Here is an 18,069-nt window from a genome sequence, read left to right on the forward strand (position 1 = left end):
AACGAGGCTTCTTACCTTATGTGCACTCTTGTGAAAAGACCGTATTCTGGACGCCTTTTTACAGACTTTTCAGCGAGTAACTGCAATGCGCCTGGCTTTATTCGACTTGGACAACACCCTCCTCGGCGGTGACAGCGACCACGCCTGGGGCGATTACCTCTGTGAACGTGGGATTCTCGACTCGGTTGCCTACAAGGCCCGCAACGACGAGTTCTACCAGGATTACCTGGCCGGCAAGCTGGACAACGCTGCCTACCTGAACTTTTGCCTGGAAATCCTCGGCCGCACCGAGATGGCCCAGTTGGAAGAGTGGCACAACGACTATATGCGTGACTGCATCGAGCCGATCCTGCTGCCGCTGGCCACTGAACTGCTGGCCAAACACCGCGCCGCCGGTGACAAGCTGGTGATCATCACCGCCACCAACCGTTTCGTCACCGCGCCGATTGCCGCACGCTTGGGCGTGGAAACCCTGATCGCCACCGAATGCGAGATGGAAAACGGCCGCTACACTGGCCGCAGCACTGACGTGCCGTGCTTTCGCGAGGGCAAGGTGACGCGCTTGAATCGTTGGCTGGAAGAAACCGGGTACAGCCTGGAAGGCAGCTACTTCTACAGTGACTCGATGAATGATTTACCGCTGCTGGAGCAAGTGACTCATCCAGTGGCAGTGGATCCGGATCCGAATTTGCGGGCTGAGGCCGAGAAGCGTGGCTGGCCGGTGATTACCCTGCGCAGCTGATGACGCCTTCGCGAGCAAGCCCGCGCCCACATTTTGACCGCATTCTCATGCTGGAACTCGGTCAAGTGTGGGAGCTGGCTTGCCTGCGATGAAGTCGACACGGTCCCAAGCCCTACATAGGCTTGGCGACCATCAAGTAGAAAATCGCCACAAACGCGAGAAACGCCGGCCACCCCAGGCCAAACCACCAGCGCATGTACGTCGCGGCCTTGATCGGCATTGCCGTACCCTCCCGCAACGCCTGCTCCGCCATCTTGTGTACGCGAATCTGCAACCACACCACCGGCAGCCAGCAGATCCCCGCCAACCCATACAAGCCGAACGTCCATTGCAGCCAGCTCTGCTGCAGCGACCAGCCCGCCAGGTACATCAAGCCGATGCCACTCAACGGCTGGAACACCGCCGTGGTCGCGGTAAACGCCCAGTCGGCGAATACCAGGTGCTTGAAGGTCACGGCGATCACTTCCACGTTGCCAGTGCGCCAAGCGCGCAACGCGTAGTAAGCCGAGCCCGCGCCCAGCCCGAACAGGATCGTCGACGATAGGATATGCAGGGTTTTCAGCAGCAGGTAAGCGCTCATCTAAACGGGTTTGGCGCCCATCAACCCGGCAATCGCCACGAACCCCACCAGGCTGACCACCGCCAGCACCAGCGTGAAGTTCAAGCTACCACCCTCGCCTTTGCGCAGGCGATTGAGCCGCGCCACCAGCCAGAACCAGGCCAGCGCCGCCACGCTGTAGAGGATGCTGGAGCCCAGAATCCAGGTCTGCCCCAGCGGCCAACCGATCAGGTGCACCAGCCACCAGCCGGTAAACGGCATGCTCACCACACACACGCCCATCAACAACCAGACGAACGCCCACGGGCGCGGCACGGTCACCGCCGGGCCGGCGCTGCGTTTGCGCCAGGCGAGCAATGCCAGGCCCAGGCCGCTGAGCAGCAGCAATACCGTGGCCGCGATGTGGATAACTTTCAGGGTGGTCAGCGTTTCCATGTCTCGTCTTCCTTAAAGGCCGCCCCAATCAGCGTAGTCGCTCAACCGAGGAACAGTGTGTAGGCCGGGTTATCGCTCTCATCCCAGTACGGATAGCCGATGGCTTCCAGGGCCGCCGGCACCAGGTGACGCTCGTCCGCCGGCACTTGCAGCCCAGCGACCACACGACCGTCGGCCGCGCCGTGGTTGCGATAGTGGAACATCGATATGTTCCAGCGCCCGCCCAATTTGTTAAGAAAGTTGAACAAGGCCCCCGGACGCTCCGGGAATTCGAAGCGAAACACCACTTCATTACTGACGTGGGCTGCATGGCCACCGACCATATGGCGGATGTGCAACTTGGCCAGCTCGTTCTCGGTCAGGTCCAGCACGGGGAAACCCTGGCGGGTGAGACTGGCGATCAGCGCGCTGCGCGGGTCGTTTTCCGGGTGGGTCTGCACGCCGACAAAGATGTGTGCTTCGCTGCCGGAGTGAAAGCGGTAGTTGAATTCGGTGATCTGGCGCTTGCCCACGGCCTCGCAGAACGCCTTGAAGCTACCGGGCCTCTCGGGAATGGTCACGGCGATGATGGCTTCGCGGCCCTCACCCAGCTCCGCGCGCTCAGCCACATGGCGCAAGCGGTCGAAGTTGACGTTGGCGCCGGAGTCGATCGCCACCAGGGTCTGCCCGGTGACGCCACGGGTCTCGACGTACTTCTTGATCCCGGCCACGCCCAATGCCCCTGCCGGCTCGGTGATCGAACGGGTGTCATCGTAGATGTCCTTGATCGCCGCACAGATTTCATCGGTGCTCACGGTGATCACTTCATCCACATAGTCCTTGCAGATGTCGAAGGTGTGCTGGCCGATCTGCGCCACCGCCACGCCATCGGCAAAGATGCCGACGGTCGGCAACACCACGCGCTCGCCCGCCGCCAGGGCGGCTTGCAGGCAATTGGAATCGTCTGGCTCCACGCCGATGATCTTGATATCCGGGCGCAGGTACTTCACATACGCCGCAATACCGGCGATCAGCCCACCACCGCCCACCGGGACGAAAATCGCGTCCAAAGGCCCTGGATGCTGGCGCAGGATTTCCATCGCCACGGTGCCCTGCCCGGCAATGGTGTGTGGATCGTCGTAGGGGTGGATGTAGACGTAGCCTTTTTCGTCGACCAGTTTCAGCGAGTAGGCCAGGGCTTCCGGGAAGGAATCACCATGCAGCACCACTTTGCCGCCACGCGAACGCACGCCTTCGACCTTGATCTCAGGCGTGGTCTTGGGCATCACGATGGTGGCCTTGACCCCCAGCACCTTGGCGGCCAGGGCCAGGCCCTGGGCATGGTTGCCGGCCGACGCCGTGACCACGCCGCGCGCACGCTCTTCAGCGGTCAATTGGGTCAGCTTGTTATAGGCGCCGCGAATCTTGAACGAGAACACCGGCTGCAAGTCTTCACGCTTGAGCCAGACCTGGTTGCCCAGCCGCTCGGAGAGCTGACGGGCGGTCTGCAACGGGGTTTCTACGGCAACGTCGTAAACGCGCGAGGTGAGGATCTTTTTGACGTACTGTTCAAGCATCGGCGGATATCACTGGGCGGGTTGGGCAGGGCCAAGGAGTCTAACCCAGCGTTTGGGCGGGCGACCACACGAATCCAGAGGTTTTGTTGGGTTATACTCGCGCCCCTCGATAACTCCCCGCCCGTTCCGGAGCCCGCATGACCCAGGATCAACTCAAACAGGCAGTGGCCCAGGCCGCTGTCGATTTAATCCTTCCTAAACTCGACGACAAGAGCATCGTCGGTGTCGGCACCGGCTCCACCGCCAACTGCTTTATCGATGCGCTGGCCCAGCACAAGGGCGCATTCGACGGCGCCGTGGCCAGCTCCGAAGCCACCGCCGCACGCCTGAAGGGCCATGGCATTCCGGTGTACGAGCTCAACACCGTGAGCGACCTGGAGTTCTACATCGACGGCGCCGATGAAAGCGACGAACACCTGAACCTGATCAAGGGCGGCGGCGCGGCCCTGACCCGCGAGAAGATCGTCGCAGCCGTGGCCAAGACCTTTATCTGCATCGCCGATGCCAGCAAGCTGGTGCCGGTGCTCGGCGCGTTCCCGCTGCCGGTGGAAGTGATTCCGATGGCCCGCAGCCACGTGGCCCGCGAGCTGGTGAAACTGGGCGGCGACCCGGTGTACCGCGAAGGTGTCTTGACCGACAACGGCAACATCATCCTCGACGTGTTCAACATGCAGATCACCAACCCGGTCGAGCTGGAAACTCAGATCAACGCGATCGTCGGCGTGGTCACCAACGGCTTGTTCGCGGCGCGCCCGGCCGATGTATTGCTGCTGGGCACCCCCGAAGGCGTGAAAACCCTCAAGGCCTAAGCAAGCCGGCTCCACATTGGTTCAGCCGTGTGTTCAGGAACTCGGTTTTTTGAACACATAGAACAGGTTCGGCTCGCTGACGAGGTACAACGCGCCCTCGTCATCCATGGCGATCCCTTCGGCCTGCGGAACCCGCTTCTTCAGGCCATGGCGCCCGTTCAGCAGTGACAGACTGCTCAACGGGCGACCGTCGATATCCAGTTCCAGCACCAGAAACGACTCATCCGACAGCGCCAGTAAATGGCCGCTGCGCTCGTCATATTGCAGGCTCGACAGGTCGCGCACAAACAGTCCGGCGTCACGCTTGGGGTTGTTGATCACGTGTACCGAGTAGGTTTTTTCCGGTTTGAAGTGGGGAAAGCCGTGAACCTCGTAGATCAACATTGGGTCGCGCTCCTTGGCCACGAACAGGCGCTTGCCCACCGAATCGTAGGCCAGGCCTTCAAAGCCCTTGTTGCCACCGACGTGCACGCCCAGGGTCATTTGCTCGGCATCGGCGGCGTCGAGGAACTGAGTGTCGTCGTTCACATGCACCTTGATCAGCCGCTGCTGGCGTTCATCACTGATGACATAAATGTTGTCGCTGATGAACTCCACGGCTTCGGCATCGCCAAACCCCACCAAGGGAATACGCCGCAGAATCTTGCCCTCCAAGGACAGCTCGATCAGCTCGGCGTTTTTGTTAGTGACGGTGAACAGGCTTTTGCGTACCGGATCGTAGGTCAGGGCCGACACATCGTCATCAAGGCCCTCGATTACCTGAGCCTCCAGCGCCACCCGGTAATCCGCCAGGCCGATGGAACGCTCATTGGTCGGCTGGCGCCACGCCTGCCAGTTGAACCAGGCGCGCTCGAACAGGCGAAAATGCTGTGCAACGACCCCGGCGCTGACCAGGGCGATCAATGCAAGCGTAAAGAACAGGGGTTTGGGGCGGGCTAGTCGTCGCATCGGGCGGGCTCAAAGTCAAAAGTGGCGAATGAATATCACGCCCGTCTGAATTTAAACTTAAACACGCCCTGATGTCTGGCGAATGCCGTTCACAGAGAAACATCCGACGTAATTAATCCGCTATTTCTGCTTTTCGAAGCGATAGAACAGATTGGGCTCACTGACCATGTACAGCGTGCCGTCCTCGTCCATGGTCACCCCTTCGGCACGGGGAATCGTGTCTTTCAGGCCATTGAAGCCACCAAGCAACGTCATGAAACTGACTTGCTCGCCCTTCTCGTCCAGCTCCAGCAACAGATGGGAGTCGGCCGACAACGCCAGCAGATGCCCGGTGCGCGGGTCGACAGCGAGTGCGGAGAGGTTACGCATGTCCAGCTCGCTGGTGACCTGTTTCACCTTGTTGCCCGTCAGGGTCTGGCTGCCGTCGCTTTTCCAGGTAAACAATGCCGGTGGACGCTCTTCACCCAGCACCAACTGCTGGTTGCGCTTGTCCCAAGTGATGGCTTCAAAGGCTTTGTTCTGGTCCTTGGACGGGCCCAGGTCATAGCTCTGGAAGTCGGCCTTGTTCAGTGCCGTGGTAGCGGCGTCGACCTTGACGATGGTCAGGCTGTGCTGGCGCTCATCGACCACGGCCATCAGGCCGTTTTCCAGCACCGTCAGCCCTTCGGGGTTGTTCCAGCCATTGAGCGGCATCTTGCGCAGCACATCGCCTTGCAGGGTCAGCTCGACCAGGAACGGATTTTTGCCCATGACGGAGAACAGGGTCTTGGTCTGGGGGTTGTAGGCCAGGTCCGAGGCTTCGTCCTTCTCCATGCCCGGCAGCAACTTGGCGTCGATGACCGCGTGATAGTCCGGCAGCCATACGCTTTCCTGGCGTTCGGCCGGCGTTTCAAAACGCTCCAGCATCCACAGCACGCCGCGATCATCCCAGTGCATGGCCCAGGCGATGCCATACACAATGGCCCCGGCGAGAAACAGCCATGAATACCAGCGCAGGGCAAAACGGGAACGCAACTTGGGGGTGACGGTAGGCAGGGGCACGGCCATTGGGCACTTTATCCGGGAAATCAGCGTTAGGTGATAGCACAGGTTCAGCGGAACCGCGCGCTCGAGCCTGAAGGATTATCCGGATGGCGTGTGAAAAAAATGCAAAAGCACGCAATGGGCGGCTGCACATAAACCCTGTGGGCGTCGAGCTTGCCCGCGATGCAGACGACGCGGCGTGTCAGTGACACCCCGCCGATACTATCGCAGGCAAGCCAGCTCCCACAGTTGAGCGGTGTGCTGCGTTTAACGCACGCTGCTTTCGAAGCGGTTCACACCTGACAGCTCCAACACCAGCTCATCGCCCACATTCAGCGGGCCCACACCGGCCGGGGTGCCCGTGAGGATCACATCGCCTGCCTGCAGAGAGAAGCAGCCGGCCATGTGCTGGATCATCGGGACGATCGGGTTGAGCATCTGCGCGCTGTTGCCATCCTGGCGCACTTCGCCATTGATGCTCAGGCGGATGCCGATGTCGGTCACGTCCGGGAAGGTGCTGCCCACCACGAACGGTGCGATAACGGCCGCACCGTCAAAGGACTTGGCGATTTCCCACGGCAGGCCCTTGGCTTTCAGCTCGGCCTGCTTGTCGCGCAGGGTCAGGTCCAAGGCTGGAGCGAAGCCGGAGATGGCGTCGAGCACTTCCTCGCGGCTGGGCTTGGTCGACAGCGGCTTGCCGATCAATACCGCGATTTCCGCTTCGTAATGCACCGAACCGCGTTCGGTCGGGATGCTGAAACCGCCTTCCAGCGGCACCACGCAGCTGCCTGGCTTGATGAACAGCAGCGGCTCGGTCGGGACCGGGTTGTCCAGTTCCTTGGCATGTTCGGCGTAGTTACGCCCGATACACACCACTTTGCCGACTGGAAAGTGGATGTTGGTGCCGTCGACATACTTGTGCTGGTAGTTCATGGAACGACTCCTTCAAGGCGATTAAACAGCGAAGATCTTGCCAGGGTTCATGATTCCGTTCGGGTCGAACACGGCTTTCACTGCCTTCATGTATTCGATTTCAACCGGCGAGCGGCTGTAAGTCAGGTAGTCGCGTTTGGTCATGCCCACACCATGTTCGGCGGAGATCGAACCGTTGTACTTCTCGACGGTTTCAAAAACCCACTTGTTCACGGTGGCGCATTTGGCGAAGAACTCATCCTTGCTCAGGTTTTCCGGCTTGAGGATGTTCAAGTGCAGGTTGCCGTCGCCGATGTGGCCAAACCAGACGATTTCGAAGTCGGGGTAGTGTTCACCGACGATCGCGTCAATTTCCTTCAAAAACGCCGGCACTTTGGAGACAGTCACCGAGATATCGTTCTTGTACGGGGTCCAGTGGGAAATGGTCTCGGAGATGTACTCGCGCAGTTTCCACAGGTTGTGCAGTTGGGTTTCGCTCTGGCTCATCACGCCGTCCAGCACCCAGCCCTGCTCCACGCAATGTTCGAAGGTTTCCAGCGCGTGGTTGGCGACTTCTTCGGTGGTGGCTTCGAATTCCAGCAGCGCGTAGAACGGGCACTCGGTTTCGAACGGCGCCGGCACGTCGCCACGGCCCATGACCTTGGCCAAGGCCTTGTCGGAGAAGAATTCGAAGGCGGTCAGGTCCAGCTTGCTCTGAAAGGCGTGCAACACCGGCATGATCGAGTCGAAGTCGGTCGTGCCCAGCACCATCGCGGTGAGGTTTTTCGGCGCACGGTCCAGGCGCATAGTGGCTTCGACCACAAAGCCCAGGGTGCCCTCCGCGCCGATGAACAGCTGGCGCATGTCGTAGCCGGTGGCGTTCTTGATCAGGTCGCGGTTCAACTCCAGCACGTCGCCCTTGCCGGTGACGACTTTCATGCCGGCTACCCAGTTGCGGGTCATGCCGTAGCGAATCACCTTGATCCCGCCGGCATTGGTGCCGATATTGCCGCCAATCTGGCTGGAACCGGACGACGCGAAATCCACCGGGTAGTACAGGCCGTTTTCTTCAGCGACGTTCTGCAATTGCTTGGTAACCACCCCCGGCTGGCACACGGCGGTGCGGTCGGTAAGGTTCACGTCGAGGATCTGGTTCATATAGTCGAACGACACGACCACCTCGCCATTGGCCGCCACAGCAGCGGCCGACAAGCCGGTACGCCCGCCCGATGGCACCAGCGCCACCTTGTGGGCATTGGCCCAACGCACGATAGCCTGGACCTGCTCAGTGGTCTTGGGAAACACGATGGCGGTCGGCGCGGGTGCGAAGTGCTTGGTCCAATCCTTGCCGTAAGCCTCCAGGGAGTCAGCATCGGTCAGCACTTTGCCGGGCTCAACCAGGGTCTTTAGCTCATCAATCAGGGCAGGATGGGTCATCGACAGAACTCTCGAACAATTCATGGTCATCCTGAGAACGCTTCACGTCGCAGGAATAGGTGTTTAGCGGGGCGCGTATGCTAGCATACCGCCCCCGCAGGACAGAGCCCAAGGGCGTTTCTGCGGTGACGGCTTTCCTGCCGTCCGGGTCAGCTTGTGCTGCTCGATTCCCTGCCATTTTTCTCCGGGATACAGGTTTACGCAGATGAGCAAGACTTCTCTCGATAAGAGCAAGATCAAGTTCCTTCTTCTGGAAGGCGTCCACCCATCGGCTGTCGACGTTCTGAAAGCCGCCGGGTACACCAGCATTGAGTACATCACCAGTTCTCTGCCGGAAGCCCAACTCAAGGAAAAGATCGCCGACGCGCACTTTATCGGCATTCGCTCCCGCACTCAGCTGACCGAAGAGATCTTCGATCACGCCAAGAAACTCGTGGCGGTCGGCTGTTTCTGCATCGGCACCAACCAGGTCGACCTCAACGCAGCGCGCGAGCGCGGCATCGCGGTGTTCAACGCACCGTACTCCAACACCCGTTCCGTTGCGGAGCTGGTATTGGCCGAGGCCATCCTGCTGTTGCGCGGCATTCCTGAGAAGAACGCTTCCTGCCACCGTGGCGGCTGGATCAAAAGCGCAGCCAACTCCTTCGAAATCCGCGGCAAGAAGCTGGGTATCGTCGGTTACGGCTCGATCGGTACTCAGCTGTCGGTCCTGGCTGAAGGCCTCGGCATGCAGGTGTTCTTCTACGACACCCTGACCAAGCTGCCATTGGGCAACGCCACTCAAGTGGCCAGCCTGACCGAGCTGCTGGGCATGTCCGACATCGTGACCCTGCACGTTCCGGAAACCGCTGAGACCCAGTGGATGATCGGCGAGAAGGAAATCCGCGCCATCAAGAAAGGCGGCATCCTGATCAACGCTGCCCGTGGCACCGTGGTCGAGCTGGACGCCCTGGCCGACGCGATCAAGGACAAGCACCTGATCGGCGCCGCTATCGACGTGTTCCCGGTGGAGCCTCGCTCCAACGACGACATCTTCGAAAGCCCGCTGCGTGGCCTGGACAACGTGATCCTGACCCCGCACATCGGCGGCTCCACCGCTGAAGCCCAGGCCAACATCGGCCTGGAAGTGTCGGAGAAGCTGGTCAAGTACAGCGACAACGGTACCTCGGTGTCGTCCGTGAACTTCCCGGAAGTGGCCCTGCCGGCTCACCCTGGTAAGCACCGTCTGCTGCACATCCACCAGAACATCCCTGGCGTGATGATGGAGATCAACAAGGTCTTCGCGGAAAACGGCATCAACATCTCCGGTCAGTTCCTGCAGACCAACGAGAAGGTCGGCTACGTGGTGATCGACGTCGATGCCGAGTACTCGGACTTGGCGCAAGAGAAACTGCAGCACATCAACGGCACCATCCGTAGCCGCGTGTTGTTCTAACGCTTCAACCGCACCACGAAAAAGGGAGCCCCTCGGGCTCCCTTTTTTGCATCTGAACAAATCTTACTTAACGTTAACCGTGATCACTTTCGAGGCTACAGTCGGGTTGAACTGCATGTGCAGTTTGTCGCCGGCGACCAGCTGCAAGGTGTGTTTGCCTGGGGTGAGGGTCAGTTCGGTTTCAGTCTGGGCCTTGCCGTAGTGGATCACGGTGTCGGTGGCCGGGATCGGCACGCTGGCGTCAGGCAGGGCTTTCTGGTCGACCAGCAGGTGGTGATGACCGGTGCCGGGTTCCTGGTCAGTGGCCGGGGCCAGTTTCAGGCCTTCCATGCCGAATTTGACAGTGAAGGTCTTGTCGACGGTGGCGCCGTCTTTTGGCGACACGATAAATACTTTGGCGCCTTCAGGTGGCGCGCTGCGCGGGATACCGTCGGCGGCTGTGGCCAGCATGGAAGCACCCAACAGCAGGGAGGTCAGGGTTGCACGGGACAAAAGGGCTTTCATTCGCTTCTCCAGTTTTTCTGTGAAATCTGTAGGGTTATGACAACTTCGCGACAAATTGCTGTCCAAGGCACTCAACACCATAGCAAAGCGATGCTGAACGGCGCCTCGCACATTAAAAATCTCTAGGAGTGACCATGCGCTTTTCGCCTGGCCTGTTACTGCTGCTGCCCCTTCTGAGCCCCTTGGCTCATGCCGAACTGATCGATGATGTATTCGACCGTGGCGAACTGCGCATTGCCCTTGAAGCCAACACCCCGCCGTTCAACTTCAAGGAAGGCGACAAACTCACCGGCTTCGAAGTGGACCTGGGTGAACAACTGGCTAAAGAGATGGACGTGCGCCCGTCATTTATTACCACCGATGACGCTGACCTGCTGCCGGGCGTGGAAACCGGCAAGTACGACGTGGCCATCAACCATATCGCTATGACTGCCGAGTTGCAGGATCGGTTCGATTTCAGTGAGCCTTACAGCGAGAAGCCTGAGCTGGCGATTCCGTTCCAGAAGGGCAATCCGGCGTTCAAGGCGAGTTTGGATAAGGCGCTGGGGCGTGTGAAGGCCGATGGCCGATTGAAGGCGTTGGCGCAGAAGTGGTTTGAAGACGAGAAGCCCGTCGCCAAGGCGCAGTGATTTTTCGGATTTGACTCGGTCAGTGCGGGAGCTGGCTTGCCCGCGATAGCGGTGGATCAGTACCAGGGATGCTAGCTGACCTATCGCAGGCAAGTCAGCTCCCACATTTGATCTATACAGGTTTCGATAGCTGCGTCAGAGCCGCTGCCGCTTCGGGCAACTCCAACTCACTGAACACCTGCACACCATGCTGCTTGAGCAACGCCGCCGTCACGCCCTCGCCTGTCACCTTCACGCCGCTGAACGTGCCGTCGTAAGTGTGCAGGTTGCCGCACGACGGGCTATTGGCCTTGAGCACGGCGATGCGGATGTTGTGGCACTGCACCAGCGCCAGGGCCTGGCGAGCACCATCAAGGAACGCGGCGCTGAAATCTTCGCCCTCGGCGGTCAGCACCTGGGCGCGGCCCTCCCAGACATCCACACCTTGCCCGCCGGGTATTTCGGCAGCGGGTCGGGGCGTCGGCAAACCACCTGATACTTCCGGGCAGATCGCAACCACACGCCCCTCGGCCTGCCACGCGGCCAACGGATCGAAAGGCCCGCTGGCCCCGCCGTCGTAGCGAACCTTGTGCCCCAGCAGGCAACGGCTGACCAGAATCTTTTCCATGTTTAAAACGGCTCGTTGCCCCGCCGACGAAACCACCCTGTCAGGGACAGGCGTTCGCGCGTGGCGGGCATGACTTCATGGGGCACCTCGCCCGACAGGAACACCACCAGACAACCGCCGGTGGGCACCACATCGTATTCGACGCCGTCCTTGAGGTACATGCGCAATTGGCCGCCATGTTCGGGCAGCCAGGCGTCGTTCAAGTAAATCACCGCCGAGACCATGCGTCGGTCATCGTCGCGGAAGCGGTCCAGGTGCTTGAGGTAAAACGCCCCTGGCGGGTACATCGCGAAGTGGCTTTCGAAATCTTCCAGGCCCAGGAAAAGGCTGCGGTTCATCGCCAGGCGCAGGCTGTCCATCAGCGCCATATAGGTGTCGCAGACCGCCGCGTCACCGTCCTCCAGCCACTGGATATGATCACCGCGAATACCTTCGCGAATCTCCTGGGCCGGGCCACGCCCCACCGCCGCCGGGGCCAGCTCACCCTCTGCCGCACGTTTACGGCACTCAGCCGCCAGTTCCAGTGTCAGAGCCTGGGGCAGGAAGCCGTTCTGCCGGGACCAGCCCTTCTCGGCCAGGTCGTCGACAATACGTTGCAGCAAGGGGTGATCGAGGGGTATTTGCATGGCGCGCATAGTATCCATACGCCTGTGAATCCGACAGAGCCGCCGGGCGTCTGAATACACTTTAGTCAGGTGGCTGATAGGACTTCTCGACAAATCCTACGCCCGACACGGACAATAGTGGCCGACTGACAGGAGTCCATATGCGTCGTTTGTTTTTTTCCTTGCTGATGTTCTGCGTTTTGCCCGCCTGGGCAGACGGCCATGACCAGTTGTACAAGGTCGCCGGCTGGGCCGAACAACGTGCGCATTTTAATGACGCTCTCAATGCTGCCCAGCAACGCTACCGCAACAGCCTGCCGCCAGCGGTGTACCAGGCGCTGGTGGACAACAGCAATAAACGCTTCGCCGCCCAGGCCGTGGACCAGCGCGCTGAAGCGCAATTGCGCAAGAACCTCGCAGACCCCAAGCCTGCCCTGGCGTTTTTTCAATCGCCCCTGGGCCGCAAGATTGTCGCCGCCGAGCTGCTCGCCACCCGTCGCGACCAACTGGCGAAGAACGCCCAGGGCCTGCCGAAAATCGAAGCCGACGCTACTCGCAGCCTGATCATCGGTCATCTGGCCCAGGCCCTGCCGGCCCGTGAAGCAGGCGCGGAAGTCAGCCTGGCGATTGCCGGTGTGGCGGCCGATAGCCTGAGCCAGATGATTCCCGGCCTGTTGGGGGGTGGACAAGCCCAAGGCATGCTGAACGGCCAGCGCGAGCGGTTGATGCAGCAGATCGACAAGGATCTGAACAACACGCTGCTGTATGTCTACCAGGATTTGTCCGACCCAGAGCTGGAAGAGTTCGCGACGTTTGCCGAGTCCCCGGAGGGCAAAGCGTATTACCAAGCCGCCCTTGCAGCCATTCGCGCCGGCTTGGCGGTCGGCCAGAGCACCTCAAGCCTGACGCCGTAGCCCGTTCCCGCATTTACACCTTATGACGTCAGGTGATCCGTCAGGTACTTAAAGTACTCATCGCGAATCTGCGGAATCTCATTCGCCAAATGATGCCTGCCACGCGGCAGCATCAACACCTCGGGCTGGTCGAACTTGCCGCGCAACACTTGCAGGTTGTGCTGCCAGTCCACCGTCATGTCTTCCTCACCCTGAACGATCACCGGCCGCCGGGCACTGCGCGGTGCGGCTTCGATGCGTTTGATCCAGCGCGCCAGGGCGCCCACCCAGGCGGTAGGCAATTGGCGCGGCTGCAGCGGGTCGGCTTCCAGGAACGGCTTGAACGCCGGGTCGTTAGTGTTCTCGCTGAATCGCCGTGCGATGCCTTTGACGAACGGGCGCAGCAGGTAATAGCTGACCTGCGACCATCCCCAGGCACGTGGCCGCACCAGGGGTGACAGCAGGAAGGTCTTGCCCTGGGCAGGGCTGTCGGCGCCATGGTTGAGCAGATGATCCACCACCACCGCACCGCCGGTACTTTGCCCGAACAGGTGCCAGGGTTGCGGCAGTTGCAGGGCTTGCGCCTGGGCAAACAGCGCCTGCAACACCTGTTGATACACCGCAAAATCATCGATGCTGGCACGCACGCCACTGGACAGACCGTGCCCCGGCAAATCGCAGGCGATCACCACGAAGCCCTGGTCAAGCGCCCACTTCAGCACATGGCGATACAGCCCCATGTGGTCGTAGAAACCGTGGAACATGAACATCGTCGCCACCGGCGTGGGCGGCCACCACACTTGCGCCACCACCTCAAATCCATCCACCTCGAAGCGCCCCAGGCGGCTCACGGCCTGGTCCAGCCCGTAGAAACGCTGATAGACCCGCGCCTCGGCTGAAAGCGGTTGCGCATCCACCAGGGGTCGCAAGCTTTCGCGCAGATGATCAGGGTCAAAGGTAACGGGCATAAAGTCTTCCAGACTTGCGGCAAAGATGAATATCGAGCTGCGATATTCATCTGTCAGGACAAGCATGGCAAGCTACGCGACCTTCGAGGATACATCTGAATGCGACAGCCCTACCGCACCGCCTTGTTTGCCAGCCTGATCCTGATTATCTGTGCCGGCATGCTGTGGGCGGCGTATGACTGGTTCCAGGGCCGTTACCTGCGTGCCTTCAGCGAGCACACGGCGGTGTTTTCCGGCGACCCATTGAAGTTGCCTGCCAACCTCGCCGGCCCCGGCCCGATCCGCCTGGTGCACTTCTGGGACCCGACCTGCCCGTGCAACGTCGGCAACCAGCAGCACCTGGGCGAATTGATCGAGCAATACGCGCCCCAGGGGGTCGAGTTCTACGCCCTGCAAAAACCCGGCAGCCACGGCCAATTGCCCGACAACCTGCGCACGATGAAAACCCTCACCGCCCTTCCCGGCGCCGAGCAGGTGCCGGCCAGCCCGGCCGTAGGCATCTGGGATCGCAGCGGCAAGCTCGCGTATTTCGGGCCCTACAGCGAAGGCCTCACGTGTAATTCCAGCAACAGTTTTATTGAGCCGATCTTGAAGGCCCTTGAAACAGGACGTGAGGTAAATGCCACGCACACCCTGGCGGTGGGCTGCTATTGTTCGTGGCCAAAAGGCTCTTAAATCGCCCCCCACTCTTGGTAAGGAATGTTCATGAAGCGCGTCTTGCGGGTTCTCGCGGTTCTTGTCGTGCTGGTCGCCCTCGGTGCCGGTTGGTACGTGTACAGCAAGCAGCCCACCCGCCAGGGCACGGTCACACTGGCCAACCTGCAAGGCTCGGTCACGGTGCGTTACGACGACCGTGGCGTGCCGCACATTCAAGCCGAGAACGAGACCGACCTGTACCGCGCCCTGGGCTATGTGCACGCCCAGGACCGGCTGTTCCAGATGGAGATCATGCGGCGCCTGGCCCGTGGCGAGCTGGCCGAGGTGCTGGGGCCCAAGGTGCTGGACACCGACAAGCTGTTCCGCAGCCTGCGCATTCGCGACCGCGCGGCCACTTATGTAGCGCAACTTGACCATGAGTCGGCGCACTGGAAGGCCCTGCAAGCCTATCTGGACGGGATCAACCAATATCAGGACAGCCACGCCCGCCCCATGGAGTTCGACGTGCTAGGCATCCCCAAGCGGCCGTTTGCCGCTGAGGACACCATCAGCGTCGCCGGGTATATGGCCTACAGCTTTGCCGCAGCGTTTCGTACCGAGCCGGTGCTGACTTACATCCGCGACCAACTGGGCAGCGATTACCTGAAAGTCTTCGACCTGGACTGGCAGCCCAAGGGCGCCCTCAACCTCGCCGCCAGCGATTGGCAGACCCTCGGCGCCATTGCCTCCCTGAGCGAACAGGCCCTGGCCGACAACGGCCTGCCGCAGTTCGAAGGCAGCAACGCCTGGGCCATCAGCGGCAACCGCACCAAAAGCGGCAAACCGTTGCTGGCGGGTGACCCGCACATCCGTTTCTCGGTGCCGTCGGTGTGGTACGAGGCGCAGCTGTCGGCGCCGGGTTTCGAGCTGTATGGCTATCACAACGCACTGGTGCCGGTGGCGTTCCTGGGGCACAACCTGGATTTCGGCTGGAGCCTGACCATGTTCCAGAACGATGACCTCGACCTGATCGCCGAGAAGGTCAACCCCGATGACCCCAACCAAGTCTGGTACCACGACCAGTGGGTCGACATGACCCGCACCGAACAACAGATCGCCGTGAAGGGCCAGGCGCCGGTGACGCTGATCCTGCGCCAGTCACCCCACGGCCCGATCATCAATGACGTGCTGGGCGAGAACGCCGGCAAGACACCGATTGCCATGTGGTGGGCATTCCTCGATACCCAGAACCCGATCCTTGAAGGTTTCTACCAGCTCAACCGCGCCGACACCCTGGTGAAGGCCCGTGCGGCGGCAGCCAAGGTGTCTGCGCCGGGGCTGAACATCGTGTGGGCCAATACCAAGGGCGATATCGGCTGGTGGGCGGCGGGGCAGTTGCCGATTCGTCCAGCCGGGGTCAACGCCGGTTTTATACTCGACGGCAGCACCGCCCAGGCCGACAAGCTGGGCTTCTACCCCTTCAGCGCCAACCCCCAGGAAGAAAACCCGGTACGCGGTTACGTGGTGTCGGCCAACGCCCAGCCCGTCTCGCCGACTGGCCTGGAGATCCCCGGTTACTACAACCTCGCCGACCGTGGTCAGCAGTTGAACGCGCAATTGAGCGACAAGAGCGTGAAGTGGGATGTAAACAACAGCCAGGCCTTGCAGCTCGGCACCACCACCGCCTTCGGCCCGCGCCTGCTGGCGCCGCTGTTGCCGGTGCTGCGCGAGGCGGTCAAGGACCCGGCGCAACTTAAACTGGTGGAGCAGCTTGCAAGCTGGAAGGGTGACTATCCGCTGGACTCCACCAGCGCCACCCTGTTCAACCAGTTCCTGTTCAACCTGGCCGACGCTGCCTTCCACCCGAAGCTCGGCGACAATCTGTTCAAGACCCTGCTCGGCACCCGCGTGATCGACGCCGCCCTCCCACGCCTGGCCGCCGCGCCGGATTCACCATGGTGGGACGGCAAGCGCGCCGAAACCATCAAGCTTGCCTGGGACAACAGCCTCGCGCACCTAAAGGCCACCTTCGGCGATGACCCGAGCCAATGGCAGTGGGGCAAGGCCCATACCCTGACCCACGGCCACCCACTGGGCTCGCAGAAACCGTTGGACCTGATCGTCAATGTTGGCCCGTTCCCGGCGCCAGGCACCCACGAAGTGCCGAACAACCAATCGGCCAATATCGGTCCGGCACCGTGGCCCGTTACCTACGGGCCTTCGACTCGCCGCCTGATCGATTTCGCCGATGTAGCACACGCATTGACCATCAACCCGGTCGGCCAAAGCGGCGTGCCATTTGACCGACACTATGGCGACCAGGCGGAAACCTACATCGAGGGCGGCTACGAACAGGCGCACTTCACCGATGAGGAAGTGACCGCCAACACCCGTGGCATCCTCAAGCTGCTACCCGCCCGATGAACGCAGGCGCCCCGGCGCCTCGCCATAGGTCTCCTTGAATTTCTTGCTGAACGCTGCCTGGGACTGGTAGCCCACCTGGGTGGCGATATCCAGCAGGCTCAGGTGCGACTGGCGCAACAGGTTGAAGGCCAGCTCCATGCGCAACTGCGTCAACAGCCCCCACGGCGACACGCCCGCCACCTTCACGAACGCCCGCATGAAGGTGGCGCGTGACATCGTCGCGGCAGCCGCCAGGCTGTCGATGGTCCACTCATGCCCCGGATCGGCCAGCATGGCTTGCCAGGCCTTGCTCAGGCGCTTGTCGACGAGCAACGCGAAGGTGCCGGCAACAGGTGTCTGGCGGGCCAGCCAGGTGCGCAGGATCAGGGTGAACAGCGCCGATGACAACGCATCGATAAAGGAGCGCGCGCCCAGTTGCTGGCCGTCCGCCTCGCTGCGCAATAACGCGATCAACGCCGCCAGTTGGCCGTCGCCCTGCCACTCTCGGCTGGACACCACCAGGTACTCCGGCAACGCGCCGAGCAGCAGTGACTGGCGGTTGTAGTGGAAGCTGCCACACAGCATGTCCAAGTCCGGTCGGTCACCGCCCAGGCGGTGCACTTTGAGTACGCCGCCTTCAATCACCTTGGGTTGTACCGGCCGAATCCGCGCGCCCTGACTGCGCAACAAGTGAGTGGCACCGCCCGGCATCAGCAGGATGTCACCCTCCTCCAGCGTCACGTGCTGCCCGCCGGACAACTCGGCACGACAGGTGCCGCTGAGCACGATGTGGTAAGGCGCCACGCCGAGGCTCTCCGGCGGGTGGTCCAGCGCCCATTCCCCTTGAAACTGACACCGTAAATCCAGACTGCCGCGCAGGTTGGCCAGCGCGATGAGCGTGTCGATCGAATTCATTTGCGAGCATCGGTCAAAAAGATGAGCGGATTGAACAATAACGCCGCCCCCGA

General features: G+C 61.2%; 19 protein-coding genes. 7 read left to right on the forward strand and 12 right to left on the reverse strand.

The annotated features are described in order from the left end of the window. Positions 1–85 precede the first annotated feature (85 nt). Positions 86–742, forward strand: a complete 657-nt coding sequence (locus BMZ57_RS11425) for a histidinol-phosphatase (RefSeq protein ID WP_044288033.1) — start codon at positions 86–88, stop codon at positions 740–742. A gap of 112 nt (positions 743–854) precedes the next feature. On the opposite strand, the gene BMZ57_RS11430 is transcribed toward BMZ57_RS11425, so the two are convergent. Genes BMZ57_RS11430 through ilvA form a run of 3 tightly spaced genes read right to left on the reverse strand, consistent with a single transcriptional unit; the run spans position 855 to position 3,292 of the window. Beyond that, entirely contained in the window at positions 855–1,322 is a 468-nt protein-coding gene (locus BMZ57_RS11430; RefSeq protein WP_010207302.1) for a DUF2269 family protein, read from the reverse strand. Then, entirely contained in the window at positions 1,323–1,736 is a 414-nt protein-coding gene (locus BMZ57_RS11435; protein ID WP_069672943.1) for a DUF2269 family protein, read from the reverse strand. Between the two features lie 41 nt (positions 1,737–1,777). Then, positions 1,778–3,292 (reverse strand): threonine ammonia-lyase, biosynthetic, encoded by a 1,515-nt coding sequence (gene ilvA / locus BMZ57_RS11440; protein WP_010207306.1) that lies wholly within the window; start codon positions 3,290–3,292, stop codon positions 1,778–1,780. A 137-nt stretch (positions 3,293–3,429) separates the two neighbouring features. Here ilvA and rpiA point away from each other — a divergent pair, with 137 nt between their 5' ends. After that, a complete protein-coding gene (gene rpiA, locus BMZ57_RS11445; RefSeq protein ID WP_010207308.1) occupies positions 3,430–4,101 on the forward strand; it encodes a ribose-5-phosphate isomerase RpiA in 672 nt (223 codons plus the stop codon). Between the two features lie 33 nt (positions 4,102–4,134). Here rpiA and BMZ57_RS11450 read toward each other — a convergent pair whose 3' ends face one another. The 4 genes from BMZ57_RS11450 to BMZ57_RS11465 all read right to left on the reverse strand — a co-directional run bounded on the left by BMZ57_RS11450 (position 4,135) and on the right by BMZ57_RS11465 (position 8,421). Next, on the reverse strand, positions 4,135–5,049 hold the full coding sequence (locus BMZ57_RS11450; protein ID WP_010207309.1) for an SdiA-regulated domain-containing protein: 915 nt from the start codon (positions 5,047–5,049) through the stop codon (positions 4,135–4,137). A gap of 120 nt (positions 5,050–5,169) precedes the next feature. Further along, a complete protein-coding gene (locus BMZ57_RS11455; protein ID WP_010207310.1) occupies positions 5,170–6,096 on the reverse strand; it encodes an SdiA-regulated domain-containing protein in 927 nt (308 codons plus the stop codon). 243 nt (positions 6,097–6,339) lie between these two features. Then, positions 6,340–7,005, reverse strand: coding sequence for a fumarylacetoacetate hydrolase family protein (locus BMZ57_RS11460; protein WP_010207311.1), 666 nt, complete (start codon positions 7,003–7,005; stop codon positions 6,340–6,342). Between the two features lie 21 nt (positions 7,006–7,026). Further along, positions 7,027–8,421 carry a D-2-hydroxyglutarate dehydrogenase gene (locus BMZ57_RS11465; RefSeq protein WP_042571405.1) on the reverse strand — a complete coding sequence of 465 codons (1,395 nt, stop codon included), beginning with the start codon at positions 8,419–8,421 and terminating at the stop codon, positions 7,027–7,029. Positions 8,422–8,626: 205 nt separating this feature from the next. Here BMZ57_RS11465 and serA point away from each other — a divergent pair, with 205 nt between their 5' ends. Then, positions 8,627–9,856 carry a phosphoglycerate dehydrogenase gene (gene serA, locus BMZ57_RS11475; protein WP_003195214.1) on the forward strand — a complete coding sequence of 410 codons (1,230 nt, stop codon included), beginning with the start codon at positions 8,627–8,629 and terminating at the stop codon, positions 9,854–9,856. A gap of 63 nt (positions 9,857–9,919) precedes the next feature. On the opposite strand, the gene BMZ57_RS11480 is transcribed toward serA, so the two are convergent. Then, positions 9,920–10,360, reverse strand: coding sequence for a DUF4399 domain-containing protein (locus BMZ57_RS11480; protein ID WP_010207318.1), 441 nt, complete (start codon positions 10,358–10,360; stop codon positions 9,920–9,922). 134 nt (positions 10,361–10,494) lie between these two features. On the opposite strand from BMZ57_RS11480, the gene BMZ57_RS11485 reads away from it, so the two are divergent. Continuing rightward, positions 10,495–10,989, forward strand: a complete 495-nt coding sequence (locus BMZ57_RS11485) for a transporter substrate-binding domain-containing protein (protein ID WP_069672944.1) — start codon at positions 10,495–10,497, stop codon at positions 10,987–10,989. Between the two features lie 112 nt (positions 10,990–11,101). On the opposite strand, the gene BMZ57_RS11490 is transcribed toward BMZ57_RS11485, so the two are convergent. Together BMZ57_RS11490 and BMZ57_RS11495 are read right to left on the reverse strand one after the other, a co-directional pair. After that, positions 11,102–11,596 (reverse strand): 2-thiouracil desulfurase family protein, encoded by a 495-nt coding sequence (locus BMZ57_RS11490; RefSeq protein ID WP_069672945.1) that lies wholly within the window; start codon positions 11,594–11,596, stop codon positions 11,102–11,104. Positions 11,597–11,598: 2 nt separating this feature from the next. Next, on the reverse strand, positions 11,599–12,231 hold the full coding sequence (locus tag BMZ57_RS11495; protein WP_044288034.1) for a 2OG-Fe(II) oxygenase: 633 nt from the start codon (positions 12,229–12,231) through the stop codon (positions 11,599–11,601). A 131-nt stretch (positions 12,232–12,362) separates the two neighbouring features. On the opposite strand from BMZ57_RS11495, the gene BMZ57_RS11500 reads away from it, so the two are divergent. Next, the gene (locus BMZ57_RS11500; protein WP_010207325.1) at positions 12,363–13,115 is read left to right on the forward strand and encodes a DUF2059 domain-containing protein; all 753 of its coding nucleotides are present in this window, start codon (positions 12,363–12,365) and stop codon (positions 13,113–13,115) included. A gap of 20 nt (positions 13,116–13,135) precedes the next feature. Here the strand turns inward: BMZ57_RS11500 and bipL are convergent, their stop codons facing one another. Next, positions 13,136–14,062, reverse strand: a complete 927-nt coding sequence (gene bipL / locus BMZ57_RS11505) for a phospholipase BipL (protein ID WP_010207326.1) — start codon at positions 14,060–14,062, stop codon at positions 13,136–13,138. 99 nt (positions 14,063–14,161) lie between these two features. On the opposite strand from bipL, the gene BMZ57_RS11510 reads away from it, so the two are divergent. Further along, positions 14,162–14,737, forward strand: coding sequence for a DUF6436 domain-containing protein (locus BMZ57_RS11510; protein ID WP_010207327.1), 576 nt, complete (start codon positions 14,162–14,164; stop codon positions 14,735–14,737). 30 nt (positions 14,738–14,767) lie between these two features. After that, entirely contained in the window at positions 14,768–17,122 is a 2,355-nt protein-coding gene (locus tag BMZ57_RS11515) for a penicillin acylase family protein (RefSeq protein WP_069672947.1), read from the forward strand. On the opposite strand, the gene BMZ57_RS11520 is transcribed toward BMZ57_RS11515, so the two are convergent. Beyond that, on the reverse strand, positions 17,108–18,016 hold the full coding sequence (locus BMZ57_RS11520) for an AraC family transcriptional regulator (RefSeq protein ID WP_010207329.1): 909 nt from the start codon (positions 18,014–18,016) through the stop codon (positions 17,108–17,110). The two genes, BMZ57_RS11515 and BMZ57_RS11520, sit on opposite strands and share 15 nt — an antisense overlap. Positions 18,017–18,069: the final 53 nt, after the last annotated feature.

Source organism: Pseudomonas simiae, assembly GCF_900111895.1.
Lineage (GTDB): Bacteria > Pseudomonadota > Gammaproteobacteria > Pseudomonadales > Pseudomonadaceae > Aquipseudomonas > Aquipseudomonas simiae.

What these genes read in the sequence shown, in the direction of transcription:
- bipL (WP_010207326.1), bottom strand. Translation starts at nt 14,062, where the DNA reads ATGCCCGTTACCTTTGACCCTGATCATCTGCGCGAAAGCTTGCGACCC.
- BMZ57_RS11460 (WP_010207311.1), bottom strand. Translation starts at nt 7,005, where the DNA reads ATGAACTACCAGCACAAGTATGTCGACGGCACCAACATCCACTTTCCA.
- BMZ57_RS11425 (WP_044288033.1), top strand. Translation starts at nt 86, where the DNA reads ATGCGCCTGGCTTTATTCGACTTGGACAACACCCTCCTCGGCGGTGAC.
- BMZ57_RS11480 (WP_010207318.1), bottom strand. Translation starts at nt 10,360, where the DNA reads ATGAAAGCCCTTTTGTCCCGTGCAACCCTGACCTCCCTGCTGTTGGGT.
- serA (WP_003195214.1), top strand. Translation starts at nt 8,627, where the DNA reads ATGAGCAAGACTTCTCTCGATAAGAGCAAGATCAAGTTCCTTCTTCTG.
- BMZ57_RS11510 (WP_010207327.1), top strand. Translation starts at nt 14,162, where the DNA reads ATGCGACAGCCCTACCGCACCGCCTTGTTTGCCAGCCTGATCCTGATT.
- BMZ57_RS11435 (WP_069672943.1), bottom strand. Translation starts at nt 1,736, where the DNA reads ATGGAAACGCTGACCACCCTGAAAGTTATCCACATCGCGGCCACGGTA.
- rpiA (WP_010207308.1), top strand. Translation starts at nt 3,430, where the DNA reads ATGACCCAGGATCAACTCAAACAGGCAGTGGCCCAGGCCGCTGTCGAT.
- BMZ57_RS11520 (WP_010207329.1), bottom strand. Translation starts at nt 18,016, where the DNA reads ATGAATTCGATCGACACGCTCATCGCGCTGGCCAACCTGCGCGGCAGT.
- BMZ57_RS11430 (WP_010207302.1), bottom strand. Translation starts at nt 1,322, where the DNA reads ATGAGCGCTTACCTGCTGCTGAAAACCCTGCATATCCTATCGTCGACG.
- BMZ57_RS11485 (WP_069672944.1), top strand. Translation starts at nt 10,495, where the DNA reads ATGCGCTTTTCGCCTGGCCTGTTACTGCTGCTGCCCCTTCTGAGCCCC.
- BMZ57_RS11450 (WP_010207309.1), bottom strand. Translation starts at nt 5,049, where the DNA reads ATGCGACGACTAGCCCGCCCCAAACCCCTGTTCTTTACGCTTGCATTG.
- BMZ57_RS11515 (WP_069672947.1), top strand. Translation starts at nt 14,768, where the DNA reads ATGAAGCGCGTCTTGCGGGTTCTCGCGGTTCTTGTCGTGCTGGTCGCC.
- BMZ57_RS11465 (WP_042571405.1), bottom strand. Translation starts at nt 8,421, where the DNA reads ATGACCCATCCTGCCCTGATTGATGAGCTAAAGACCCTGGTTGAGCCC.
- BMZ57_RS11500 (WP_010207325.1), top strand. Translation starts at nt 12,363, where the DNA reads ATGCGTCGTTTGTTTTTTTCCTTGCTGATGTTCTGCGTTTTGCCCGCC.
- ilvA (WP_010207306.1), bottom strand. Translation starts at nt 3,292, where the DNA reads ATGCTTGAACAGTACGTCAAAAAGATCCTCACCTCGCGCGTTTACGAC.
- BMZ57_RS11495 (WP_044288034.1), bottom strand. Translation starts at nt 12,231, where the DNA reads ATGCGCGCCATGCAAATACCCCTCGATCACCCCTTGCTGCAACGTATT.
- BMZ57_RS11490 (WP_069672945.1), bottom strand. Translation starts at nt 11,596, where the DNA reads ATGGAAAAGATTCTGGTCAGCCGTTGCCTGCTGGGGCACAAGGTTCGC.
- BMZ57_RS11455 (WP_010207310.1), bottom strand. Translation starts at nt 6,096, where the DNA reads ATGGCCGTGCCCCTGCCTACCGTCACCCCCAAGTTGCGTTCCCGTTTT.